The 22,125-nt window shown below is 42.0% G+C and carries 31 protein-coding genes; 22 read left to right on the top strand and 9 right to left on the bottom strand.

The genetic code is table 11. From position 1 onward, the window contains the following. Window positions 1–13 precede the first annotated feature (13 nt). The 21 genes from J8M01_RS13950 (at window position 14) to J8M01_RS13850 (ending at window position 15,073) form a co-directional block, all read left to right on the top strand. A complete protein-coding gene (locus tag J8M01_RS13950; protein ID WP_211058398.1) occupies window positions 14–832 on the top strand; it encodes a phytanoyl-CoA dioxygenase family protein in 819 nt (272 codons plus the stop codon). Window positions 833–1,387: 555 nt separating this feature from the next. After that, window positions 1,388–1,756 carry a 50S ribosomal protein L14 gene (gene rplN / locus J8M01_RS13945; RefSeq protein WP_010363768.1) on the top strand — a complete coding sequence of 123 codons (369 nt, stop codon included), beginning with the start codon at window positions 1,388–1,390 and terminating at the stop codon, window positions 1,754–1,756. 10 nt (window positions 1,757–1,766) lie between these two features. Further along, the gene (gene rplX / locus J8M01_RS13940) at window positions 1,767–2,081 is read left to right on the top strand and encodes a 50S ribosomal protein L24 (RefSeq protein ID WP_138593398.1); all 315 of its coding nucleotides are present in this window, start codon (window positions 1,767–1,769) and stop codon (window positions 2,079–2,081) included. A gap of 15 nt (window positions 2,082–2,096) precedes the next feature. Beyond that, entirely contained in the window at window positions 2,097–2,636 is a 540-nt protein-coding gene (gene rplE / locus J8M01_RS13935) for a 50S ribosomal protein L5 (protein WP_192506006.1), read from the top strand. Window positions 2,637–2,646: 10 nt separating this feature from the next. Further along, entirely contained in the window at window positions 2,647–2,952 is a 306-nt protein-coding gene (gene rpsN / locus J8M01_RS13930; protein ID WP_010363762.1) for a 30S ribosomal protein S14, read from the top strand. A gap of 21 nt (window positions 2,953–2,973) precedes the next feature. Further along, window positions 2,974–3,366 (top strand): 30S ribosomal protein S8, encoded by a 393-nt coding sequence (gene rpsH, locus J8M01_RS13925; RefSeq protein ID WP_138593396.1) that lies wholly within the window; start codon window positions 2,974–2,976, stop codon window positions 3,364–3,366. 13 nt (window positions 3,367–3,379) lie between these two features. After that, entirely contained in the window at window positions 3,380–3,910 is a 531-nt protein-coding gene (gene rplF / locus J8M01_RS13920) for a 50S ribosomal protein L6 (protein ID WP_211058397.1), read from the top strand. A 9-nt stretch (window positions 3,911–3,919) separates the two neighbouring features. After that, the gene (gene rplR / locus J8M01_RS13915; RefSeq protein ID WP_010363756.1) at window positions 3,920–4,270 is read left to right on the top strand and encodes a 50S ribosomal protein L18; all 351 of its coding nucleotides are present in this window, start codon (window positions 3,920–3,922) and stop codon (window positions 4,268–4,270) included. 9 nt (window positions 4,271–4,279) lie between these two features. Beyond that, a complete protein-coding gene (rpsE, locus tag J8M01_RS13910) occupies window positions 4,280–4,786 on the top strand; it encodes a 30S ribosomal protein S5 (protein ID WP_010363754.1) in 507 nt (168 codons plus the stop codon). Between the two features lie 6 nt (window positions 4,787–4,792). Then, window positions 4,793–4,975, top strand: a complete 183-nt coding sequence (gene rpmD / locus J8M01_RS13905; RefSeq protein ID WP_016710201.1) for a 50S ribosomal protein L30 — start codon at window positions 4,793–4,795, stop codon at window positions 4,973–4,975. Window positions 4,976–4,980: 5 nt separating this feature from the next. Then, on the top strand, window positions 4,981–5,415 hold the full coding sequence (gene rplO, locus J8M01_RS13900; RefSeq protein ID WP_192506005.1) for a 50S ribosomal protein L15: 435 nt from the start codon (window positions 4,981–4,983) through the stop codon (window positions 5,413–5,415). An 11-nt stretch (window positions 5,416–5,426) separates the two neighbouring features. Then, on the top strand, window positions 5,427–6,755 hold the full coding sequence (secY, locus tag J8M01_RS13895; RefSeq protein ID WP_192506004.1) for a preprotein translocase subunit SecY: 1,329 nt from the start codon (window positions 5,427–5,429) through the stop codon (window positions 6,753–6,755). 23 nt (window positions 6,756–6,778) lie between these two features. Next, window positions 6,779–6,892 carry a 50S ribosomal protein L36 gene (gene rpmJ / locus J8M01_RS13890; RefSeq protein WP_002959476.1) on the top strand — a complete coding sequence of 38 codons (114 nt, stop codon included), beginning with the start codon at window positions 6,779–6,781 and terminating at the stop codon, window positions 6,890–6,892. A gap of 127 nt (window positions 6,893–7,019) precedes the next feature. After that, window positions 7,020–7,376, top strand: coding sequence for a 30S ribosomal protein S13 (rpsM, locus tag J8M01_RS13885; protein WP_010363725.1), 357 nt, complete (start codon window positions 7,020–7,022; stop codon window positions 7,374–7,376). A gap of 13 nt (window positions 7,377–7,389) precedes the next feature. After that, window positions 7,390–7,776, top strand: a complete 387-nt coding sequence (gene rpsK / locus J8M01_RS13880; protein ID WP_010363724.1) for a 30S ribosomal protein S11 — start codon at window positions 7,390–7,392, stop codon at window positions 7,774–7,776. A 21-nt stretch (window positions 7,777–7,797) separates the two neighbouring features. After that, window positions 7,798–8,418: a 30S ribosomal protein S4 gene (gene rpsD / locus J8M01_RS13875; protein ID WP_119861573.1), complete on the top strand. Its 621-nt coding sequence runs from the start codon at window positions 7,798–7,800 to the stop codon at window positions 8,416–8,418. Window positions 8,419–8,442: 24 nt separating this feature from the next. Then, window positions 8,443–9,429: a DNA-directed RNA polymerase subunit alpha gene (rpoA, locus tag J8M01_RS13870; RefSeq protein WP_210996837.1), complete on the top strand. Its 987-nt coding sequence runs from the start codon at window positions 8,443–8,445 to the stop codon at window positions 9,427–9,429. Window positions 9,430–9,468: 39 nt separating this feature from the next. Continuing rightward, window positions 9,469–9,867, top strand: a complete 399-nt coding sequence (rplQ, locus tag J8M01_RS13865) for a 50S ribosomal protein L17 (protein ID WP_192506002.1) — start codon at window positions 9,469–9,471, stop codon at window positions 9,865–9,867. Window positions 9,868–10,370: 503 nt separating this feature from the next. Further along, a complete protein-coding gene (gene acnB / locus J8M01_RS13860) occupies window positions 10,371–12,968 on the top strand; it encodes a bifunctional aconitate hydratase 2/2-methylisocitrate dehydratase (RefSeq protein WP_211058396.1) in 2,598 nt (865 codons plus the stop codon). Between the two features lie 220 nt (window positions 12,969–13,188). Beyond that, window positions 13,189–13,821 carry a 2OG-Fe dioxygenase family protein gene (locus tag J8M01_RS13855; protein WP_210996835.1) on the top strand — a complete coding sequence of 211 codons (633 nt, stop codon included), beginning with the start codon at window positions 13,189–13,191 and terminating at the stop codon, window positions 13,819–13,821. 10 nt (window positions 13,822–13,831) lie between these two features. After that, entirely contained in the window at window positions 13,832–15,073 is a 1,242-nt protein-coding gene (locus J8M01_RS13850) for a cysteine desulfurase-like protein (protein ID WP_211058432.1), read from the top strand. A gap of 144 nt (window positions 15,074–15,217) precedes the next feature. On the opposite strand, the gene J8M01_RS13845 is transcribed toward J8M01_RS13850, so the two are convergent. The 9 genes from J8M01_RS13845 to J8M01_RS13805 all read right to left on the bottom strand — a co-directional run bounded on the left by J8M01_RS13845 (window position 15,218) and on the right by J8M01_RS13805 (window position 20,216). Next, window positions 15,218–15,388, bottom strand: coding sequence for a hypothetical protein (locus tag J8M01_RS13845; RefSeq protein WP_192505999.1), 171 nt, complete (start codon window positions 15,386–15,388; stop codon window positions 15,218–15,220). Between the two features lie 187 nt (window positions 15,389–15,575). Continuing rightward, window positions 15,576–16,034: a cyclic nucleotide-binding domain-containing protein gene (locus tag J8M01_RS13840; RefSeq protein ID WP_211058395.1), complete on the bottom strand. Its 459-nt coding sequence runs from the start codon at window positions 16,032–16,034 to the stop codon at window positions 15,576–15,578. A gap of 106 nt (window positions 16,035–16,140) precedes the next feature. Next, window positions 16,141–16,320 (bottom strand): hypothetical protein, encoded by a 180-nt coding sequence (locus tag J8M01_RS13835; protein WP_192505997.1) that lies wholly within the window; start codon window positions 16,318–16,320, stop codon window positions 16,141–16,143. 391 nt (window positions 16,321–16,711) lie between these two features. Further along, window positions 16,712–16,996 (bottom strand): helix-turn-helix transcriptional regulator, encoded by a 285-nt coding sequence (locus J8M01_RS13830; RefSeq protein ID WP_211058394.1) that lies wholly within the window; start codon window positions 16,994–16,996, stop codon window positions 16,712–16,714. A gap of 1 nt (window position 16,997) precedes the next feature. Continuing rightward, window positions 16,998–17,330, bottom strand: coding sequence for a hypothetical protein (locus J8M01_RS13825; RefSeq protein WP_211058393.1), 333 nt, complete (start codon window positions 17,328–17,330; stop codon window positions 16,998–17,000). A 408-nt stretch (window positions 17,331–17,738) separates the two neighbouring features. Then, the gene (locus J8M01_RS13820) at window positions 17,739–18,563 is read right to left on the bottom strand and encodes a helix-turn-helix transcriptional regulator (RefSeq protein ID WP_211058392.1); all 825 of its coding nucleotides are present in this window, start codon (window positions 18,561–18,563) and stop codon (window positions 17,739–17,741) included. A gap of 574 nt (window positions 18,564–19,137) precedes the next feature. After that, window positions 19,138–19,743 carry a hypothetical protein gene (locus J8M01_RS13815; protein WP_211058391.1) on the bottom strand — a complete coding sequence of 202 codons (606 nt, stop codon included), beginning with the start codon at window positions 19,741–19,743 and terminating at the stop codon, window positions 19,138–19,140. Between the two features lie 3 nt (window positions 19,744–19,746). Then, the gene (locus J8M01_RS13810; RefSeq protein ID WP_211058390.1) at window positions 19,747–19,962 is read right to left on the bottom strand and encodes a hypothetical protein; all 216 of its coding nucleotides are present in this window, start codon (window positions 19,960–19,962) and stop codon (window positions 19,747–19,749) included. After that, window positions 19,950–20,216 carry a helix-turn-helix transcriptional regulator gene (locus tag J8M01_RS13805; protein ID WP_192505992.1) on the bottom strand — a complete coding sequence of 89 codons (267 nt, stop codon included), beginning with the start codon at window positions 20,214–20,216 and terminating at the stop codon, window positions 19,950–19,952. Before J8M01_RS13805 ends, J8M01_RS13810 begins: the two co-directional genes overlap by 13 nt. Window positions 20,217–20,782: 566 nt before the next feature. Between J8M01_RS13805 and J8M01_RS13800 the strand changes: the two genes are divergently transcribed. Beyond that, window positions 20,783–22,123: a HEAT repeat domain-containing protein gene (locus J8M01_RS13800; RefSeq protein WP_211058389.1), complete on the top strand. Its 1,341-nt coding sequence runs from the start codon at window positions 20,783–20,785 to the stop codon at window positions 22,121–22,123. Window positions 22,124–22,125: the final 2 nt, after the last annotated feature.

The raw sequence follows: 22,125 nt of genomic DNA, 5'->3' as shown, positions 1-22,125 counted from the left end.
GGTATATTTAGATATGAAACAACAGTGGCAAAATGAATTTTCTCAGCAAGGGTATATCGTCATTGAGCAAGGCATTGAAGCAGCGTTGTTAGCACAACTTCAAGTCTACGCACAGCAACTGCTATTTGATGCGAAAGTGATGGCTATGCAAGGAAAAGACCTCAACAATATTGCCGTGTATAAACAAAGCGGGCAGCTATCAATATCTCGTATTAATGACTTATTTAGATATCAAGTACACTTTGCATCTTTGCTGACCCATTTAAATGTACTCAACGTGGCTGAAGCATTGATTGGCGAACCCGTATTACCCGTTTATGAGTCGCTTGTGATCAAGGACCCTATTAACACAGAGTCATTTGACTGGCATAGAGACATGGCTGTGAGATCAGATGAAAGGATTGTGACAATGGGGATTTATTTAGATGATTCACTCGCAGAGCAAGGGGCATTAAAAGTGATCCCAGGTTCACAGGTGCAAGCACACAGTGTATGTGAATTCAAAGAGGCAGTGGAGCAGGGCTCTGTGGCAAGTCAAAATATAGCGGTAAAGGCGGGAGATGTGGTTATTCACCATGTTAATACCGTGCATGGCTCAGACAAGCAATTAACGAATGACCTTCGGCGAACGATTTATTTTGAGTTTAGGGCTGTCTCTCATTTAAAAAACAATCCACGCTTTAGTGAACATTGGCTTAATCAAAGAGTCAGATTGATGGAACAGCTTAAATCGAAGGCCACTGGTAATGACTCACATGCCATTGTACTGCCAACAGACTTTTATCAAGAGCAACTGCGTATAGAACCTGCTGAGTATTGCTTTAAGTTTTGAGCACCCCCAATAAGGGTTGTTGAATAGGAAGATACACGACATAAAATGGCCCGTTAACTAGGGGAAATAACGGGGGGTGTTAAAATCACGAATGGCAACATCAGACAGTAGCGTAAAAAAAGTGGCGGTCAATCTCGGTGGTAATTGGTGGAGTTTATCTGTAAGAGCTTTGCTCTACGTATAAAGCTTACGTTAAAAATGTTTGCTGGCATTGTTGCAAATAATGAAAAGGTTGGGCGTCGAGTAATTAAATGGAGTAGTTAAATACAGTTTTTTTATAAAATGCAAAATAGCTGGTCAAAACTTAACCTATTGAGTGTATTTAAATTTCTATCTTGAAAAACTAACCCCTTGTCCTCATATCAGAAAAGTACTCAGCGAAACTCGGTGGAATACGTAAATTAATTAAAAATTGAGCTATCCAACCTAGCACTTTGCTGGTACAATTGCCCGCCCTTGAACGACAATGTAATTGTTTTTTGAGTGGTATTTAATCGAAGTGCTTTGATTTTAAACAAATTAAAGCGTGTTAAAACTACACCGGAGCTCATTCAGATGATCCAAATGCAAACTCAGCTGGACGTTGCTGATAACAGCGGCGCTCGCAAAGTGCAGTGTATAAAAGTCCTTGGTGGTTCGCACCGTCGCTATGCAGCGATTGGTGACATCATTAAAGTTTCTGTTAAAGAAGCTATTCCTCGCGGTAAAGTGAAGAAAGGTGATGTTAAAAACGCGGTAGTTGTGCGTACTAGAAAAGGCGTTCGTCGTCCGGACGGTTCTTTGATCCGTTTCGATAGCAATGCGGCTGTTATCTTAAATGATAGCTTACAGCCTGTTGGTACTCGTATCTTCGGCCCTGTGACTCGTGAACTGCGTACTGAAAAGTTCATGAAGATCGTTTCACTAGCCCCAGAAGTACTATAAGGAATCTATCATGGCAGCAAAAATCCGTCGTGATGACGAAGTAATTATACTAGCCGGTAAAGACAAAGGTAAGCGCGGAAAAGTGCTTTCAGTTGTAACTGAAGCTGGTCGAGTATTTGTCGAAGGCATTAACTTAATCAAGAAGCACCAAAAGCCTGTTCCGCAGTTGCAACAAGCTGGTGGTATTGTTGAGAAAGAAGCGTCAATCGACGTATCAAACGTTGCGATCTTCAACCAGGAAACTGGTAAAGCGGATCGTGTAGGTTTCAAGATTGAAGACGGTAAGAAATTACGTATCTTCAAATCTACTGGTAAAACTATCTAATAGTTGGAGTAGACGATGGCGAAACTGCATGAAGTATATAAAGACAAAGTAGTAGTTGAACTTCAAGAGAAGTTCGGTTTCAGCTCTGTTATGCAAGTCCCTCAGATCGAAAAGATCACATTAAACATGGGTGTGGGCGAAGCCCTAGCTGACAAGAAAATTCTAGAAAATGCAGTAAAAGATCTAGAATCAATCTCTGGTCAGAAAGCGCTTATCACGAAAGCACGTAAGTCAGTAGCTGGCTTCAAGATTCGTGAAGGCTACCCAATTGGTTGTAAAGTAACCCTACGTGGCGAGCGTATGTGGGATTTCTTTGAGCGTTTAGTCTCAATTGCAATGCCTCGTATTCGTGACTTCCGCGGTGTAAGTGCTAAGTCTTTTGACGGACGTGGTAACTACTCTATGGGCGTACGTGAGCAAATCATCTTCCCAGAAATCGATTATGATAAAGTAGACCGTGTTCGCGGTATGGATATCACAATCACAACTTCTGCGAAAACTGATGAGGAAGGCCGTGCGTTGTTAGAAGCGTTTAACTTCCCATTTAAGAAATAAGGGTAGGGTTATGGCAAAGAATTCTATGAAAGCGCGCGAAGCAAAGCGCACTAAATTAGTTGCTCAGTTCGCTGAAAAGCGTGCGGCACTAAAAGCTATCATTTCTGATGTAAATGCATCAGAAGATGATCGTTGGGATGCGGTATTAAAGCTACAAGCTCTACCGCGTGATTCTAGCCCTGCACGTCAACGTAATCGTTGTAACATTACGGGCCGCCCACATGGTTTCCTTCGTAAATTCGGCATGAGCCGTATTAAAGTTCGCGAAGCAGCTATGCGCGGTGAAATTCCTGGCCTTAAAAAGGCTTCTTGGTAATAGAATCACGGGAGTAAGACAATGAGCTTGCAAGATCCTATTGCGGATTTGTTCACACGTATCCGTAACGGTCAGACTGCGAAGAAGGTTGCTGTTGCAATGCCTACTTCAAAGCTGAAAGTAGCAGTTGCAAAGGTACTTAAAGACGAAGGTTACATTACTGACTTCGCTGTATCTAGTGACGTAAAAGCAGAATTGACTATCGAATTAAAATATTTCGAAGGTAAAGCTGTTATTGAAAACATCCAGCGTGTTAGTCGCCCAGGTCTACGTATCTATAAGAAACGTGACGCGTTACCGAAGGTAATGGGTGGTCTAGGTATCGCTATCGTATCAACTTCTCAAGGCTTGATGACAGACCGTGCCGCACGTAGTGCTGGTGTTGGTGGTGAAATCATTGGCTTTGTAGCTTAATCGGAGGGGAACAATGTCTCGTATAGCGAAGGCTCCAATTTCAGTTCCTGCCGGTGTAGAAGTTACAATTAAAGGCCAGGACATCACAGTTAAAGGCAAAAACGGTGAGTTGACTCGTACTATTAACAACGCTGTTGAAGTAACTCTTACTGATAACGTGATCGCAACTACACCTCGTGAAGTTGCGAACGCATGGGCACAAGCAGGTACTGCTCGTGCACTTATCAACAACATGATTGTTGGTACGAATGAAGGTTATGAGAAGAAACTTCAGTTAATCGGTGTTGGTTATCGTGCGGCAGTTAAGGGTAAAGTATTAGACTTGACTCTTGGCTTTTCACACCCAGTTAATTTCGAGATCCCAGCGGGTATCACGATTGAAACTCCAAGCCAAACTGAGATTCTTGTTAAGGGCGCAGATAAGCAAGTTGTTGGTCAAACAGCTGCTAACATTCGCGCATACCGTGCACCAGAACCTTATAAAGGTAAAGGTGTTCGCTATGCAGACGAACATGTGCGTCGTAAAGAAGCCAAGAAGAAGTAAGGTAAGACGATGGATAAAAAAACAGCTCGTCTACGTCGTGCTAAACGCACACGTAGAAATTTTATTGAACAAGGCACAACGCGTCTTGTTATCCACCGCACGCCACGTCACATTTACGCTCAGGTTGTTAATGCTGAGGGTACTGTACTGGCTGCTGCTTCTACTGTTGAGAAAGCAATTAGCGAAACAGTTACAGGTACAAGCAACGTGGCTGCAGCACAAGCTGTAGGTAAAGCGGTTGCTGAACGTGCAGCTGACAAAGGCATAGCAAAGCTAGCTTTTGATCGCAGTGGCTTTAAATATCACGGCCGTGTGAAGGCGCTAGCTGATGCTGCGCGTGAAGCCGGTTTGCAATTCTAGGAGTAGACAATGGCTAACGTAGAAGCAAAGCAACAACAGCCTGATTTAGCTGAAAAGCTAATTGCGGTGAACCGTGTGTCTAAAGTAGTTAAAGGTGGTCGTATCTTTAGCTTCACTGCACTAACAGTAGTTGGTGACGGCGCAGGTAAAGTAGGTTTTGGTTACGGTAAAGCACGTGAAGTACCAGCTGCTATTCAAAAAGCAATGGAAAAAGCGCGTCGTAACATGATCAACGTTGATCTTAACGGTAACACACTGCAACACCCTATCAAGGGTCGTCACGCAGGTTCACAAGTGTTCATGAAACCAGCATCTGAAGGTACTGGTATCATCGCAGGTGGCGCAATGCGTGCAGTATTAGAAGTAACGGGTGTACAGAACGTTCTTTCTAAATGTTACGGTTCAACTAACCCAATCAACGTTGTTCGTGCAACAATTTCAGCTCTAGAGAACATGAATTCTCCAGAGGGTATTGCTGCAAAACGTGGTTTGACTGTTGAACAGATTCAGGGGTAATTAACCATGGCTAATAAAACTGTAAAAGTTACACAAGTAAAGAGCTCTATCGGTCGTTTACCGAAGCATAAAGCGACTTTACGTGGCCTTGGTTTACGTCGTATCAATCACACTGTTGAGTTGGAAGACACAGCATGTGTACGTGGTATGATCAACCAAGTTTCATACATGGTTAAGGTTGAGGGGTAATTCGAATGCATTTGAATACACTTTCTCCTGCTGCAGGTTCAAAAACTGCTGCTAAACGTGTTGGTCGTGGTATCGGTTCTGGTCTTGGTAAGACTGGTGGTCGTGGTCACAAAGGTCAAAAGTCACGTTCTGGCGGTAAAGTACGCGTTGGTTTCGAAGGCGGTCAAATGCCTATGCAACGTCGTCTACCTAAGTTCGGTTTCACTTCACGCAAATCTTTAGTATCTGCAGAAGTAAACTTGTACGAAATCGCTAAAGTTGAAGGCGATGTGGTAGACCTAAGCGCGCTACAGGCAGCTGGTCTAGTTAAAAAGAACGTTTTGTTCGTTAAAGTTGTTAAATCTGGCGATGTTTCACGCGCTGTTACCGTTAAAGGCCTTAAGGCTTCTAAAGGTGCTCGCGAAGCTATTGAAGCTGCCGGAGGCAAGGTAGAAGACTAAGGAAGTACAAAATGGCTAAACCAGGTCAAGATATGCAAAGTGCACAAAGTGGGCTTGCGGAACTGAAGCGTCGATTACTCTTTGTATTGGGTGCTATCATTATATACCGTTTGGGTTCATTTGTGCCGATCCCTGGGATTGACGCCGCTGTACTTGCCGAATTCTTCGAGCAACAAAAGGGCACCATTGTTGAGATGTTCAACATGTTTAGCGGTGGTGCGCTTGAGCGAGCTTCGGTATTGGCACTCGGTATTATGCCTTATATTTCGGCTTCGATTATTATGCAGCTATTAACGCACATACATCCTGCGATGATAGAGCTTAAGAAAGAAGGTGAACAAGGTCGTAAGAAGATCAGTCAATATACGCGTTATGGCACGCTCGTGCTTGCTACATTCCAGTCAATAGGTATAGCTACTGGCTTACCAAGCATGATGGACGGATTGGTTGTTAATCCAGGTTTCGGTTTCTACTTCACCGCAGTGGTGAGTTTAGTAACTGGTACTATGTTCCTTATGTGGCTGGGTGAACAAATTACAGAGCGTGGTATCGGTAACGGTATCTCAGTTCTGATATTTGTTGGTATTGTAGCTAACCTGCCGTCTGCGATTGGTTCGACAGCTGAAATGGCGCGCCAAGGTGATTTGCATGTTTTAGCACTGCTATTGATTGCGGTAATCGTATTCGCTGTTACTTATCTTGTTGTGTTCTTTGAACGTGGTCAACGTCGTATTGTCGTTAACTATGCAAAGCGTCAACAAGGTCGTCAGGTATTTGCTGCTCAAAGTACGCATTTACCACTGAAAGTAAACATGGCGGGTGTTATTCCACCAATCTTTGCTAGCAGTATAATTCTGTTCCCTGGTACTATAGCAAGCTGGTTCGGCCAAGGTGAAGGTCCGGTCGCTGATGTGCTACAAGCTATCTCTGCAGTGTTGACTCCTGGTCAGCCTCTGTATGCGATGGTATTAGCCGCGGCTATTATCTTCTTCTGCTTCTTCTACACTGCGTTGGTATTTAACCCGCGTGAGACAGCAGATAACCTGAAAAAATCTGGCGCTTTTATCCCAGGAATTCGTCCCGGTGAGCAGACATCTAAATACATTGATAAAGTGATGACACGCCTGACATTGGCAGGTGCTTTGTATATAACCTTTATCTGTCTGGTGCCCGAGTTTATGACCATGGCATGGCAAACGCCATTCTACTTCGGCGGTACATCAATTTTGATTATCGTTGTTGTGATCATGGACTTCATGGCACAAGTACAAACTCATATGATGTCTCATCAATATGATTCTGTGCTTAAAAAAGCAAACCTTAAAGGCTACGGCCGCTAGGGTTATTTTCACGGAGTTGAGCAATGAAAGTACGTGCTTCCGTTAAGAAAATCTGCCGTAACTGTAAAGTTATCAAACGTGCTGGTGTAGTACGAGTGATATGCAGTGAGCCTAAGCATAAGCAAAGGCAAGGCTAGTAAAACTCATGCAGGCTAAGTAATAATACTTAGCCTGTGTTTTTAAATGTGGTTCGGTCTTCGTTTGAGTATCCTTACGGGCTTTTCAAACAGATGGGAATCGAATCGAAATATAGGAGATGTGTTAGTGGCCCGTATCGCTGGCATTAACGTCCCTGATCATAAGCATGCAGTAATCGGTTTAACTGCTATCTATGGTGTAGGTAAAACTCGCTCTAAGGCTATCTTAGCAGCGACTGGTATCGCCGAAAATACTAAAATCGGTGAGCTTTCAGACGAAACACTTGACGTACTTCGTGAAGAAGTAGGTAAGTACACTGTTGAAGGTGATCTTCGTCGTGAAGTGACTTTAAACATCAAGCGTCTTATGGACCTTGGTTGTTTCCGTGGCTTACGTCATCGTCGTTCGTTACCACTTCGTGGTCAACGTACTAAGACTAACGCGCGTACTCGTAAGGGTCCTCGCAAGCCTATCAAAAGATAAGGTGAGGTAAGTTATGGCTAAAGCACCAATTCGTCGTAAAAAGGTTAAAAAGCAAGTTGTTGATGGTATGGCACACGTTCATGCATCATTCAACAACACGATTGTAACCATCACTGACCGTCAAGGTAATGCTCTTTCTTGGGCGACTGCAGGTGGTTCTGGTTTCCGTGGTTCACGTAAGTCTACTCCGTTCGCTGCACAGGTTGCTGCAGAACGTGCAGGTACTGCTGCTCAAGAGTACGGTCTTAAGAACCTAGAAGTATTCATTAAAGGACCAGGTCCAGGCCGTGAGTCTGCTGTTCGTGCTTTGAATGCTGCTGGTTACCGTATCACAAACATCACTGACGTGACGCCAATTCCACACAATGGTTGTCGTCCACCGAAGAAACGTCGCGTATAACAATAGGTTAGGAGAAAGAACATGGCAAGATATTTGGGCCCTAAGCTCAAGCTGAGTCGTCGTGAAGGTACTGACCTGTTCCTTAAGAGCGGCGTGAGAGCAATCGACTCAAAGTGTAAACTTGAGACAGCACCTGGTCAGCATGGCGCACGTAAAGGTCGTCTATCAGATTATGGTTTACAGTTACGTGAGAAGCAAAAAGTTCGTCGTATCTACGGTGTACTTGAAAAGCAATTCCGTAATTACTACAAAGATGCTGCTCGCCTAAAAGGTAATACTGGTGAAAACCTATTACAACTTTTAGAGCAACGTTTAGATAACGTAGTTTACCGTATGGGTTTTGCAAGCACACGTGCTGAAGCACGTCAGCTAGTAAGCCACAAATCGGTAATGGTTAATGGTCGTGTTGTAAATATTCCTTCATTCGTAGTTACTCCAGAAGATACTGTTGTAATTCGTGAGAAGTCTAAAAAGCAAGCACGTATCATTGCAGCTCTAGAGTTGGCTGAGCAACGTGAAAAGCCTACTTGGGTTGAAGTTGACGGTAAGACATTGGAAGGTAGCTTCAAGCGCCTACCAGAGCGTTCTGATCTGTCTGCGGACATTAACGAACAATTAATCGTCGAACTTTACTCGAAGTAAAGTTAAGAGTTAAGAGAGGATAAAATGCAGGGTTCTGTAACTGAGTTCCTAAAGCCAAGATTAGTCGATATCGACGCTATCAACCCAACGCGTTCTAAAGTTGTTTTAGAACCACTTGAGCGTGGCTTTGGTCACACTCTGGGTAACGCTTTACGCCGTATACTACTTTCGTCTATGCCAGGATGTGCAGTAACTGAAGTTGAAATTGATGGTGTATTGCATGAGTACAGCGCGAAAGAAGGCGTACAAGAAGACATCATTGAAATTTTGTTAAACCTTAAAGGTTTAGCTGTATCTCTAGAAGGTAAAGATGAAGTTTTTCTTACCCTGACAAAATCTGGTGTAGGCCCTGTGACAGCGGCAGACATTCAGCACGATGGAGATGTAACAATCGCCAACCCAGATCACATTATTTGTCATTTAACGGCAAATAATAGCGAGATCAGCATGCGTATTCGTGTTGAACGTGGTCGTGGTTATGTGCCAGCGTCAAGTCGTTTATCCTCTGATGACGATGAGCGTCCAATCGGTCGTCTGTTGCTAGATGCATCATTCAGCCCGGTTGAACGTATTGCGTACTCGGTTGAATCAGCCCGTGTTGAGCAACGTACAGATTTAGACAAGTTAATCATTGATATGGAAACAAACGGCACTTTAGATCCTGAAGAAGCGATCCGCCGTGCGTCTACTATCTTAGCTGAGCAATTAGATGCATTCGTAGATTTACGTGATGTTTCTGAGCCAGAAGAGAAAGAAGAGAAGCCAGAATTCGATCCTATTCTGCTTCGTCCAGTTGATGATCTTGAGCTAACAGTACGTTCAGCAAACTGTCTGAAAGCCGAGCAAATTCAATATATCGGTGACTTAGTACAGCGTACTGAAGTCGAGCTTCTGAAAACGCCAAATCTTGGTAAGAAGTCTTTGACTGAAATAAAAGATGTACTGGCTTCACGTGGTCTTTCTCTAGGCATGCGCCTAGAAAATTGGCCTCCGGCAAGCTTAGCTGAATAAGCTAAGTTACTATATTAGTTTAGTTAGAAGGATAGGGTCATGCGCCATCGTAAGAGTGGTCGTCAATTAAACCGTAACAGCAGCCATCGTAAAGCGATGTTCAGCAATATGGCTAGTTCATTGGTGAAGCACGAAATCATCAAAACAACTGTGCCTAAAGCGAAAGAGTTACGCCGTGTAATTGAACCTTTAATCACACTGGCTAAGACTGACAGTGTAGCAAACCGTCGTTTAGCGTTTGCTCGCACGCGTGATAATGAAGTAGTTGGTAAGTTATTCAGCGAAATTGGTCCTCGTTTCGAAGGCCGTCCAGGTGGTTACACTCGTATTCTTAAGTGTGGCTTCCGTGCTGGTGATAATGCACCAATGGCTTATGTTGAACTTCTAGGTCGCCCTGTGGCGGAAGAAGCTCAAGAAGACGCGCAGTCTGCAGAGTAAGTCTTGTAGAAGACACTAAAAAAGCCGAGCAATAGCTCGGCTTTTTTGTATCTTATTTTTAGTCATTTCACATATACTCGCTATATCTCACACCTTTTCATAATAATGCCCATAACATCAAGAAGATAAAGTTAAGACTACTTTTTAGCATGGCTTGTTTTATCTTTACGGTCTTTTAATACCTGCCTTTTACGCGTAGAAATGCTGGCTAAGAGTTATAGCGTTTGCTTTGTGTCTAAAACTTGGAAAGCACATAAAAAATATAATAATCAAAATCTTGCTAGGTTTAGTTACGAATGATTACTAATTAACAAATATTCATGAGGATAGAGATGTCTACCCATCCCCATTCATCGTATTTATAATGAGTATAAGTGCTTGTTCCAGTTGCGTTATTCTCATCGATATGCAAAGGCCTTATAATTACCTTAAAGAATATAAGGCGACAGGTTTAGGATTTCCACAAACACTGCGCCAATTTACGTCATCAAGAGGGTAAAATTGTGCTTCAAGAATATCGTCAACATGTAGAAGAGCGTGCCGCTCAGGGTATCGTCCCTAAGCCATTAGATGCACAGCAAACCGCAGACTTAATCGAACTCGTCAAAACACCGAGCGCAGGTGAAGAAGAGTTCATCTTAGACTTACTTGTTAACCGTGTACCGCCTGGTGTAGATGATGCTGCTTATATTAAAGCGGGTTTTCTCGCAGCGGTTGCTAAAGGCAATACACAATCACCGCTGATCAGTAAAGAGTATGCAGCTGAGTTACTTGGCTCAATGTTAGGGGGCTATAATATTGCCCCGATGATTGAGCTGCTTGATGACGACGCGTTGGCGCCAATTGCAGTAAAAGGTCTGTCGCACACATTGTTAATGTTTGATGCTTTTTACGATGTAGAAGAAAAAGCCAAAGCGGGTAATACATACGCTCAACAAGTTATTGAGTCTTGGGCAAACGCACAGTGGTTTACTGATAAACCAGCAGTTGCAGAAAAGATTTCCGTCACGGTATTTAAAGTAACCGGCGAAACCAATACGGATGATTTGTCACCCGCACCAGATGCATGGTCTCGTCCCGATATTCCGCTGCATGCTTTGGCGATGCTGAAAATTGAGCGAGAAGGTATTAACCCTGAGAAGTCGGGCGAAATTGGCCCTATTTCACAGTTAGAAGACTTGAAGAAAAAAGGCTTACCACTGGCGTACGTAGGTGATGTAGTTGGTACTGGTTCATCACGTAAATCGGCCACCAACTCGGTGTTATGGTTTATGGGAGATGATATTCCATTTGTGCCAAACAAACGGGTTGGGGGGGTTTGTTTAGGTGGAAAAATTGCACCTATCTTTTTCAACACAATGGAAGACTCAGGTGCATTACCGATTGAGCTACCCGTTGAGCAGCTGCATATGGGCGACCAAATCGATATTTTCCCTTATGAGGGGGTGGTTAAGCGCCATGATAGCGATGAAGTCCTTTCTACCTTTGCATTTAAGTCAGACGTGATCCTAGATGAAGTACGTGCCGGTGGCCGTATTCCTTTGATCATAGGCAGAGGCTTAACAGATAAAGCGCGTACCTCTTTGGGCTTAGAAGCTGAAACTATCTTCCGTAAGCCTGCCGCTGCTGAAGTATCAAATAAAGGCTTTACGTTAGCGCAAAAAATGGTGGGTAAAGCCTGCGGTGTCGAAGGCATACGCCCTGGCCAATATTGTGAGCCAAAAATGACCACCGTTGGTTCTCAAGATACAACAGGCCCTATGACGCGTGATGAGCTTAAAGACTTAGCATGTTTAGGTTTCTCGGCAGATTTAACCATGCAGTCTTTCTGCCATACGTCTGCTTATCCGAAGCCAATTGATGTGAATACACATCATACTTTGCCTGATTTCATTATGAACCGTGGTGGTGTTTCATTACGTCCGGGAGATGGAGTTATTCACTCTTGGTTGAATCGTATGCTATTACCAGACACAGTGGGGACTGGCGGCGATTCACATACGCGGTTCCCGCTCGGGATTTCGTTCCCTGCGGGGTCGGGCGCAGTCGCATTTGCAGCTGCAACTGGGGTTATGCCATTGGATATGCCAGAGTCTATTTTGGTACGCTTCAAAGGGGAAATGCAGCCGGGGATCACGCTACGCGATTTAGTCCATGCCATACCGTATTATGGTATTAAGCAAGGGTTATTAACGGTTGAGAAAAAAGGCAAAGTCAATGAGTTCTCAGGCCGAGTACTTGAGATTGAGGGGGTTGAGCATTTAACCGTTGAGCAAGCCTTTGAACTGTCTGACGCATCTGCTGAACGTTCTGCAGCAGGGTGTGCGGTTAAGCTTTCTAAAGAATCAATCGCTGAATACCTTAACTCAAACATTGTTATGCTTAAGTGGATGATTGCAGAAAGCTATGGTGATGTACGAACCATCGAGCGCCGTATTACTAAAATGCAAGAATGGTTAGCTAATCCAGAGTTAATGGAAGCCGATGCTGATGCCGACTATGCCCATATTATTGAGATTGATTTAGCTGATATTAACGAGCCTATTTTATGCGCGCCAAATGACCCTGACGATGCGCGTTTGCTTTCAACCGTACAAGGGCAAAGCATTGATGAGGTCTTTATTGGTTCATGTATGACCAACATAGGTCACTTCCGCGCAGCGGGTAAGTTATTGGATAACTATGGCGGCCGTTTACCAACACAGCTTTGGGTTGCACCACCGACCAAAATGGACAAAGACCAACTTACCGATGAAGGCTACTATGGTATTTTTGGTCGTGTTGGCGCGCGAATAGAAACGCCGGGGTGTTCATTGTGTATGGGTAACCAGGCACGCGTTGCCGACAAAGCAACGGTTGTATCAACTTCAACACGTAACTTCCCGAATCGCTTGGGTACGGGCGCAAATGTATTTTTAGCATCCGCTGAGCTGGCTGCAGTGGCTGCCATTATTGGTAGACTACCTACAACGACGGAGTATCAAGAATACGCAGAGAAAATTAACGCAACGGCAGCTGATACCTATCGTTACCTTAACTTTCATAAAATGCCACAGTACACTAAAAAAGCCGATGATGTGATCATTCAACAAGCTGTGTGATCATTATTTGCAATGAAAAAAGCCGGCTGTATTGCCGGCTTTTTTGTGGGTAAAACACCGTAATCAAAGTATCAAAATTTTATGAAATAAATATCTAAAAATAATTCAATTATTGGTTTGTTGTTGCGTTTTGCTGGTAATTTAATAGGTAAATTAGACAGTATTTATTTTCCATTCGCTTAGAATTATCGCCAATTTCTCATCAATAGGCGAGCGCAAAATGACCGCAGTAAACAATCAGAATTTGCTTCAACTACGTTTCATCAAACAAGCGCATATCAACGCAGTGAAGCCCTCATTTAATCAATTACCGAGTAACCCCTATGCCGATGGTGCATTTAGGAAACGCCGTTACTCTGTGGTTAAATTTGTTCAAGATGAAGTGTCACTTCAGCCAGCCAAAGCATTTGTGCAAGACGATGCCATTAACACCTTTCAGGGCAATGTCGAGCGAGTATACGAAAACCTAGAAGACAGCTTATTGCAAAGTACAGGCTTTAAACATCTGCTTAGTGAATTTAGAGCGATGACAGGTATTGCAGAAGAGCGTGATATTGAAGTGCACCAGTTCCGCATGCTTGCCATTGAAAGCGATACGCCTCCTGCACCAGAAGGTATTCACCAAGATGGCTTCGATCATGTGTGTGTATGTGGTGTGTCTCATGAAAATATCGCTGGCGGTGAGTTATTGGTGTATGAAAACAAAGATGTTGAACCGTGTTTTAAAATGGAAATAAAAGATGGGTTGTTTGCTTTGATCAATGACCGTGAAGTGTGGCACAACGCAACACCAATGAATAAACTAAATGCTGATGAAGTCGGTTATTTAGATTGTTTTGTATTTACCGCATAACGAGTGAATGATGGACCTAACTAAACTACGACGCCAATTTCCGGCATTAATGCAGCAAGTCAACGGCCAGTCGCCGATTTTTTTAGATGGCCCAGGTGGCTCGCAAGTACCTCAGTCGGTATTGAGTGCTATGTCGGCTTATTTAGGGTATTACAACTCTAATTTAGGTGGGGCGTTTTTCTCTAGTGAAAAAACCGTTGACCTACTAAGTAATGCGCGCCAAGCCGTGGCTGATTTACTGAATGCACCCAGCCAAGAGCAGATCGTGTTTGGTGCCAATATGACCAGCTTAACCTTTAGCTTCAGTCGTGCTATTTCAAGAGACTGGCAAGCAAGCGATGAAGTTATTGTCACTAACGCCGACCACTTCTCGAATGTGTCGTCTTGGCGTCAAGCGGCAGAAGACAAAGGCGCAACAGTTCATGCCCTACAAGTGAATGATGCTGACTGCACCCTTGATTTGACCCAATATCAGCAGTTACTTAACAGCAACACCAAATTAGTCGCGGTGACTTACGCATCAAATACCACAGGGTCTATTAACAACATTAAGCGCATTGTTGAATTGGCTCATCAAGTTGGCGCGCTCGTGTACGTTGATGCGGTGCATTATGCGCCACATGAGCTCATTGATGTGCAAGCACTAAACTGCGACTTCCTAGCGTGTTCAGCCTATAAGTTTTTTGGCCCACATGTGGGTATTGTGTATGGTAAACGCGAGCATTTGGAAGGTTTTACCCCTTACAAAGTGGAGCCTGCCAAAGATATCATTCCTGGTCGCTGGGAAACCGGTACGCAGAGCTTTGAGGGCTTAGCTGGGGTGGTTGCTGCCATTGACTACATTGCAAGCTTAAGTGGATTACCTGAAACAACGCCTCGTCGGCAGCGCTTGAGTGAAGCATTTGCAAACACCAAGCAGCATGAAATGGCATTAAGTGAATACTTTTTAACGCGCTTGGCTGAGTTTCCAGACATTACGTTATTTGGCATAAGCGACTTAACGCGGTTGGCTGAGCGTACGCCTACCTTTGCATTGACCTTTGAAGGCATTGCCCCAAGAGACGTCTCAGAGTTTTTAGGTAAGCAGCACATGTGTGTGTGGGATGGCAACTTTTATGCGCAAGGTTTATGTGAGCAACTGGGGGTAATGGATAAAGGCGGCGTCGTGCGTATTGGGTGTATGCATTACAACACTATCGATGAACTAGAAACATTATTTAGTGCGTTTACGGCCTTATTTAATCGCTCATAATTCGCTAAGACTGAGCGGGGAAAGCGTCGATTAATAATTCGGTATACTATACGCTATCAGTTAGTCAAAAATTGAGCGCTAAAACATTTTAATAATTTTAGTGCTCAATTTTATCTTTGGCTATTTAAATGTTAAATGGTTAAATTAACAGCCAAAGCGAGGGTTATTGCTAATACAGCCTAAATAGCTCATACACTTCCATACAGGTAACGTATAGTCGCCTGCACCTGCTACATTGGGCGTTAATTCTGCTGGCAATGTTTTCGCATTATGTTTTAAATCTTTCATGTTTTTTTTCTTTAGTACGAGTTTCATGTTGTATTCCTTTAAATGTGGAGTACAAAATTTAACCATGCGTACTATGCATGTAAAGTGAATAATATTTATACAGATAAATACAATGGTGCTTTTAATGACACTTAGCGGGGTTATTTTTAATTGTTCATACAAGGGTTTTTATATTTAAAAGTATTAAAACCCATGTAAGAAAAAGATAAACAGCTTAAATATTATCTTCAATAAAGTTACTTAATGTACTAATACGTGCACTCATGCCTTCGATGATTTTGTCTTTTACTTTTTCTCTTATTACATTGGGGAGGCGTGTCATAGCTTCTGGGGTAATGGCCAATAAAATACTGTCTTTGAGTGCTTTGGCGCTGGTAGAGTGTTCTTTATGGCAAATAAAAGCGCCTTCACCAATAAACTCCCCAGGGCCTACGCGGCCTAATTCAAGTAACTGACTTTTTTTGAAAATTATAAACTCGCCACTTAATATAATAAACAAGCGGTTATCGAGCTCAAAGCGTTTAAATGCATGATGCTTCTCATGCACTAAATATAAATGACTAAATGACTCAAGTAATACCTGCCGTTCAGACAGAGTAAACTCATTGAAAAAATTGAGTCGATTGATGATCTCAAGCTGTTTTAAAAGTGGAACATTTTCGAGTAATTTCATGCTAATGGCATAACAGACGTAACATAGGGTAAATAGTGGCGGGTTTTTATCAATGGATCAACGTATTTTAAAAAGCCATACGGGGTATGGCTTAGCGCACTTATAATTAGCAGCCAGGATCATACGGAGAAGTGGGGCAAGTTAACCCTTGGTAACTCATACAACCTGCGTTATAAGGCGATGACGCATATTGCCCACCAGCCGCTTGGGGGGTTAACTCTTTAGCAAGTGTATGCTGGCTGTTATCTAATTGTTTTAGTGACTTCTTGTTGAGTTTTATTTTCATGTTAATTCCTTTACGTGTTGTATTTTTATGTTGTACCGAACGAATCGGTCTAAATAAATTACGCAATGGTTGTGTGTTTTTCAATCAAGTTTAATTCATGTAGTGGGTACACATTATGCGTAACAAAATGTGTTTTTAACTCAGGATCAAGAAGGAGGGCGCTAATCGGTGTCTAATAGGGTGTTTTAATAGATAGTGCGCATTGTTGTTGCAAGAGGTCGTTGTAACAGGTCGCTAAGTCAGAGAGTATAAGCAATTGGGCAAGAGATATTGATAGAGCATCATGACAGTAGCCATAAAAACGAATCCAAGTTGTTTGCCATTATAAAACAGAGCCCCAGAACACGTAGTAAAATCAGATTGGGGCTACTCTGTTGTATAGCAATATCATTTAAGCAACCAGTGCTGTACCAGCCTGATTATTTCCCATTAATTGCGCAATATTAGGGCTAGAAAAGTCATTGCCAAAAATAAGCAACATTTCATAAACCTGGGTAATACTCATCACGGTTTTACCACTTTCAAAATTGCTGATGGTGGCTTGATCGACGCCTAACATATTACCCAGCTGCTTTTGAGTAAGACCCCTGGTTTTACGTAAATTGCGAATCGACTTTTGTAGTTCTTTTTCAAATCGGTTTATTTTGGTTTGTCTTTTTTTAGAGTTGTTTTTCATGTTACACCTCGACCGATGAGTAAAGGGAAGCACTCTGAGGGCTTGCTTTAAGTGCGTCAGAGGACCCAGCTAAAAAGCGCAGCATGGCAAATGCACTTAGGCTAGTTTGTAAGCAAAGGGTGTACAATTTGTTGTGTGGTGCGTTATAAACACCGTTATATCGCGTATTATGCGTATTTATGAACAAATCACGCTGTGGTTGACGTTCTGTACAAGAAATATGCGCATCAAGTCGGCACATAAGCACTGTACTGGCCGTATTGATAGTGCTATTAAGTCCGTTAATAGACGGGGTATTCGCTTCGATATCCATGTTAAAGCATTGTATTGACATATTATTTAGCTAATTATGTGTTGGTGTTAATATATTGTGTTATTCGGTGTGGAAAAATCTCCTCATCGAAAAATAAAATACGACGAAATCACAAATAACGTTACAAAATGATGAAATATAAAGAAAATAGTGCAACTACTCGTGAGTTTACGGTTTACATAAGCGTGTAGAGGGGCAGTATAGAGGCTAAGACTTTATTTTATGTCGCATACAATGCTAAGCGTTGTTAACAAGGGGCTGAAGTGGAGTGCGTTGAACGTCACGGCCATAAAGCCATTACTTTTGAAATCATACTTTTTAAGGCAAGCAAGCGTAAGCCAAAGCGGTTTAAGTCAGCGCCGTTTAAACCAGCGCTGAGCAGCAGAAAGCGTGACTTAACTGATCCCCCTTTTTACTTATAGCCCTTGGTTATTCATTGCCAGTCGTTTGTTTATCGTTACAACAGTGTGAGTTTGTCGAGCTAATCATCATAGCCAGTAATGCACCACAACAGAGCGCCCAGCCAATATAAATCAATCCCTCAAAGTTATCGTAGATGAGCGTCCAAGATTTCAGTTCGAAATGGGACCATGCGATATTTTCTAAAAGGGCGAGTAAGTAGATCAGAGAAGCGTAAATGTAAAGCCAATGGAATATACCATCAAAGTGCGTTAAGGCGATTCTTTTGGACTTAGACAGAAACCGAGATAATTGCACCCTGAACATTAGAGCAATTACCATTGTTAAGCTAAACATTAAATGAATCCCAAAGTGCAATGTGCCTTGTATGAGTTGATTTTCAATTGGTGTAACGTAATCTACAATTCCGGCCTCAAAAACAACATGATTTGCAGCTGTTAAAGTAAATAAAATAGCTGCGATGTGAGTCATGTTAATATCTTTTCTATACACGCTGTAAGCTGCGCAAACACCAAGCAGTAATAAATAAAGGGGGGTGACGATTAAGTGACTCCATAACGGGCTAAACAGCAGTATCACTGACATGATGTCTAGCAGCTTCGACTGACCATTTTTACTCGCTTCGCCGCGTACTGCTTTCACTTGGTTTAATAATATTGATAAATCGAGTTTGCAAAAGGTAAGCCATTGGAATAATCGTGAAGAGGGGATATCACTCACGCCAATTTCATAGTTGTGAATGGTTTTTCTGTCACATTTGAGCTTTTTCGACATGCCTTGCTGCGAAATACCGGCATTGATGCGCATCGCTCTTAAGTCATCACCATCTATCATATTTTTCCTTTTTTAATGAGCGACGTATTTTTAATGGCCATCATATTTTTAATGAACATAGTATTTTTAATAAACATAGTATTTTGAAATATAGGGCCTGTAAACCGACGCTGTATACAAGGAGTGTTTACTGAAAATACATGCAGTAGCTCAATGCTGAGTAGAGCAAGTGTACCGGGTAAATGTGACTCTATTTTGTTAGGGGGGAATGACTGGTGAAATGACCTTGAGGCGAAATGGTTTTGGGGCAGGCAGTAAGTTGGGGGGTTATAATAACCACCCGTTTATAATCTAACTATAAGCGCTGGGGTACTTAAAACTTAAAACTTGAAAGTGATATCTGTATAGAAAGCTGTAGAAAGAATGTGGTATGAAGATAACGGTATGAAGATAACGGTATAAAGATAGCTGCATAAAGAAAGCTGCATAAAGAAAGCTGCATAAAGAAAGCTGCATAAAGAAAGCTGCATAAAGAAAGCCGTATAAAACGCGAACGGTATAAAGAAATTTGAAGACGCAGCTAATTCATGGCTAAATCATAGCCTATTGCGTCTTCTTAATTTATTTAACTTCTTTAAGAAATAGCTTCTTCTTTTTCATCATGATGGTTTGATTTTGTAGAGGTGATCATCATGGCTAGCAAGGTACCGCAACACAATGCCCATGCAACATAAATCAATCCCTCAAAGTTATCGTAAATTAATGTCCAAGATTTCATTTCGAAATAGGCCCATGCGATATTTTCTAAAAGGGCGAGTAAATAGATTGTAAATGTATACATGTAAAGCCAATGGAATATGCCATCAAAGCGAGTTAATGCAATATGCTTGGATTTAGATAGAACTCGGGAAATTTGAACTCTAAAGATTAATGTTATTACAGTTATGAGACTGAATAACAACTGGATACCGTAAATTAGCATGCCCCGTATTAGTTGATCTTGATATGGAGTTACGTAATCAATTATGCCAATTTCAAAAATTATATGGGGGATCGTATTTAATACTAAAATAAAGATCGCTATGTGGGTCATGTTAATATCTTTTCTATACACGCCGTAGGCTGCGCAAACACCGAGAAGCAACAAGTAAAGAGGTGTGACGATTTGGTGTTCCCAAAGTTGAATATAGAAAAACAGCATTGAACCAATACTGAGTAAAATTAAGTCAGAGACTTTCATTTTCTATCCTTGTAAAATATCTATAGGAATAATTGGGGCATGTGTTGCTACAGCTGGCCTAGTAGGTTTTACGGCGGTGCCAGCAAATACTAAAGTACAAGATTCTTGATTGAGCTTATTGGTATTCTGATCGCCTGCAAGCTTTTCCGTACGCGGTCCATTTCCCTTTATTAAAAAATTCATAGCGCTAAGAGTTTTAAGTAGACTTATTTTTTGCATTTTTCTTCATCCTGTAAGCTTGGGTTTTTTGTACGATTGACTTGATCACGGATCTGCTTAATTTCGTTTAACAAGGATCCTGAGTCTATCTTACAATATACCAGCCACATGAAAAGCTGTTTAGAGCGAATATCGCTCACACCTAACTCATAGTTGATGACGGTTTTTCTATCACACTTAAGTTTCTTAGCCATGGTGTCTTGAGAAATACCTGCATTGACTCTCATCGCCCTTAGGTCATCACCATCTATCACATCCTTATCCTTATTTTTTTAGGGGAGAAGTTGTTCCATATATACACATACACACTGTTAACAATGAATACTTCAAGGTAAGGAGTGTATCAGCGAAAAACAGCCAAATATTGTGCTTTTAGCCGTATTAGGACTTCGGTATACATAATATTTCGAAACGCCCAAAATGTAAACGTCATGTTTACATTTGTTGACAGTGTTTGGTGAGAGCTGGCCGAGAATGTGATGGGAGATGAGGTCGAGTTTCGGTTATTGGCAGTGAACGCCCCGCGGGAGGGCTGAGAATGGGGTAAGTAAACGCAAGGAGTAAATAGAACTTCCTAAAAAGAGGTATAAAGCCGCCAGCTATTACGACTTTTTAGTGTGGTTTTATTTAGGTGCGAAGCGCGTATTCATGTTATTTACTGGTATTGCGACGTTAAACAACAAGACTAAATGTAGATTTACCCAGATCTTAATTTTGTTACGTTGCGCTTATGTCCCAATTTTATATAGTATTCAAGTATTGCCATTGGGATGAAAAAAAGGATGTAAAATTGCTTAGCTTGCAGCGTCTGTTTATAAAATTGAAAAAGTTAGTATTCCGTGACAATTCAAGTAACCTGCGGATGGAAACAGAGCGGGTAGCAACTGAATGGGTCGCGACTGTCGAAGAGTTGATTCAGTTAAGTAATCACCGAGATGGCTACAAGAGAGAGAATGCCGCTGCAAAGTTAGGTTATTTAGGTGATCCGATAGCAATTCCAAGTTTGCTTCTGCGTGTTAATGATTGGGTGCCACAAATTAGGGCTGCTGCAATAAAGTCACTTAAAAAATTGATCATAACAGAGCACCTAGACTCAATTATTCAATGCCTGCCACATATATACCATTTAAGAGAGTGCCATAGAGCAGATCACGAACATCTCATCCAGCACATTGAAGTTTTATTGTTGGCGGAATCAAATGAATCTTATTTGCTCGACGGGCTTCATAACGCAAATAGTGATATTGCAAGATTGTGCTTACAGTTAGCAATTCGAAGTCAATTCATTGATGTACCTAATTTATTGTCGGTTGCGTTTTTAAGCAAAGACGTTTTAGTGAGAATGAACACCTTTCGATGGGCCAAAAAAATGTACCCTGACGAGTTAGAGAGGTATTACTCGTCTTTATTGAAAGACGCATTTATGCCTATTCGAAAGGAATCATTGCGGTATTTGCTCTGTGCAGATGATGCTGATACGGTTGCTAAAAATGCTTTATTTGACCACCATACCTCGGTACGCGAGCTTGCCATAAAGTATTGCCTTGAAAATGGCGAAGACGCCGTGTCGTTATATCGGAATAATTTCACAACAAGCGTAAAAACCAAAGCTGCTATTTGGGGACTTGGCTACCTTAACAGTCATGATGACTTGGAAAAAATCAAATCTTTTTATAACAGTGTTACGCCCTCTTTGAGAAAACAGGCGCTTAATAGTTTGTTAAGGCTTGACCCACAAAATAGTGAAATATACCTGCTCAAAGGGTTAAAAGACCCAGCGCCATCCGTGTGTAAGAACTCTGCAAAGTTAATTGTGAAGGTGAAGGTTCATGTTGGTGTGAATGAACTGATACGCATAATCGACGAATCAGCATACCCTCATACTGCATTATCTTGTGTGGCTATTTCTCATCACCTTAACAAATGGGATAGAGCTGTATTTTTACTTTCATGGACAGTAAATAAAAAAATGTCGTCAATGCTTAAAGAAGCGCAATTTGAAGCTGAACTGGGGATCTGGAATAGTGACTACAATCGTTCATTTATACAACCTACTCAAGCTCAAATAGCGACTTTAAAGGCTTTAATGGCGTCTGTAGGTATTGAACAAAAGTCTAAGCAATGGAAAGGTTTAATCAGCACTATTACAAGTACAATTTAGTT

The organism is Pseudoalteromonas sp. MMG005, assembly GCF_018101015.1.
Taxonomy (GTDB): Bacteria; Pseudomonadota; Gammaproteobacteria; order Enterobacterales; family Alteromonadaceae; genus Pseudoalteromonas; species Pseudoalteromonas aurantia.
The sequence above is the reverse complement of the archived record's forward strand: the minus strand, read 5'-3'. Positions and strand labels throughout refer to the sequence as shown.

Bases quoted from the DNA above. Each gene is read 5' to 3' on its own strand.
- J8M01_RS13830 (WP_211058394.1), bottom strand. From the start codon at position 16,996: ATGAAAAACAACTCTAAAAAAAGACAAACCAAAATAAACCGATTTGAA.
- rplO (WP_192506005.1), top strand. From the start codon at position 4,981: ATGCATTTGAATACACTTTCTCCTGCTGCAGGTTCAAAAACTGCTGCT.
- rpsE (WP_010363754.1), top strand. From the start codon at position 4,280: ATGGCTAACGTAGAAGCAAAGCAACAACAGCCTGATTTAGCTGAAAAG.
- rplN (WP_010363768.1), top strand. From the start codon at position 1,388: ATGATCCAAATGCAAACTCAGCTGGACGTTGCTGATAACAGCGGCGCT.
- rpsN (WP_010363762.1), top strand. From the start codon at position 2,647: ATGGCAAAGAATTCTATGAAAGCGCGCGAAGCAAAGCGCACTAAATTA.
- J8M01_RS13850 (WP_211058432.1), top strand. From the start codon at position 13,832: ATGGACCTAACTAAACTACGACGCCAATTTCCGGCATTAATGCAGCAA.
- J8M01_RS13815 (WP_211058391.1), bottom strand. From the start codon at position 19,743: ATGAAAGTCTCTGACTTAATTTTACTCAGTATTGGTTCAATGCTGTTT.
- rplF (WP_211058397.1), top strand. From the start codon at position 3,380: ATGTCTCGTATAGCGAAGGCTCCAATTTCAGTTCCTGCCGGTGTAGAA.
- rpsD (WP_119861573.1), top strand. From the start codon at position 7,798: ATGGCAAGATATTTGGGCCCTAAGCTCAAGCTGAGTCGTCGTGAAGGT.
- rplR (WP_010363756.1), top strand. From the start codon at position 3,920: ATGGATAAAAAAACAGCTCGTCTACGTCGTGCTAAACGCACACGTAGA.
- J8M01_RS13950 (WP_211058398.1), top strand. From the start codon at position 14: ATGAAACAACAGTGGCAAAATGAATTTTCTCAGCAAGGGTATATCGTC.
- secY (WP_192506004.1), top strand. From the start codon at position 5,427: ATGGCTAAACCAGGTCAAGATATGCAAAGTGCACAAAGTGGGCTTGCG.
- J8M01_RS13820 (WP_211058392.1), bottom strand. From the start codon at position 18,563: ATGATAGATGGTGATGACTTAAGAGCGATGCGCATCAATGCCGGTATT.
- J8M01_RS13835 (WP_192505997.1), bottom strand. From the start codon at position 16,320: ATGAAAATAAAACTCAACAAGAAGTCACTAAAACAATTAGATAACAGC.
- rpmJ (WP_002959476.1), top strand. From the start codon at position 6,779: ATGAAAGTACGTGCTTCCGTTAAGAAAATCTGCCGTAACTGTAAAGTT.
- J8M01_RS13840 (WP_211058395.1), bottom strand. From the start codon at position 16,034: ATGAAATTACTCGAAAATGTTCCACTTTTAAAACAGCTTGAGATCATC.
- rpsK (WP_010363724.1), top strand. From the start codon at position 7,390: ATGGCTAAAGCACCAATTCGTCGTAAAAAGGTTAAAAAGCAAGTTGTT.
- rpmD (WP_016710201.1), top strand. From the start codon at position 4,793: ATGGCTAATAAAACTGTAAAAGTTACACAAGTAAAGAGCTCTATCGGT.
- rplE (WP_192506006.1), top strand. From the start codon at position 2,097: ATGGCGAAACTGCATGAAGTATATAAAGACAAAGTAGTAGTTGAACTT.
- rpsH (WP_138593396.1), top strand. From the start codon at position 2,974: ATGAGCTTGCAAGATCCTATTGCGGATTTGTTCACACGTATCCGTAAC.
- rplQ (WP_192506002.1), top strand. From the start codon at position 9,469: ATGCGCCATCGTAAGAGTGGTCGTCAATTAAACCGTAACAGCAGCCAT.
- J8M01_RS13825 (WP_211058393.1), bottom strand. From the start codon at position 17,330: ATGTCAATACAATGCTTTAACATGGATATCGAAGCGAATACCCCGTCT.
- J8M01_RS13845 (WP_192505999.1), bottom strand. From the start codon at position 15,388: ATGAAACTCGTACTAAAGAAAAAAAACATGAAAGATTTAAAACATAAT.
- rpoA (WP_210996837.1), top strand. From the start codon at position 8,443: ATGCAGGGTTCTGTAACTGAGTTCCTAAAGCCAAGATTAGTCGATATC.
- J8M01_RS13810 (WP_211058390.1), bottom strand. From the start codon at position 19,962: ATGCAAAAAATAAGTCTACTTAAAACTCTTAGCGCTATGAATTTTTTA.
- rplX (WP_138593398.1), top strand. From the start codon at position 1,767: ATGGCAGCAAAAATCCGTCGTGATGACGAAGTAATTATACTAGCCGGT.
- J8M01_RS13855 (WP_210996835.1), top strand. From the start codon at position 13,189: ATGACCGCAGTAAACAATCAGAATTTGCTTCAACTACGTTTCATCAAA.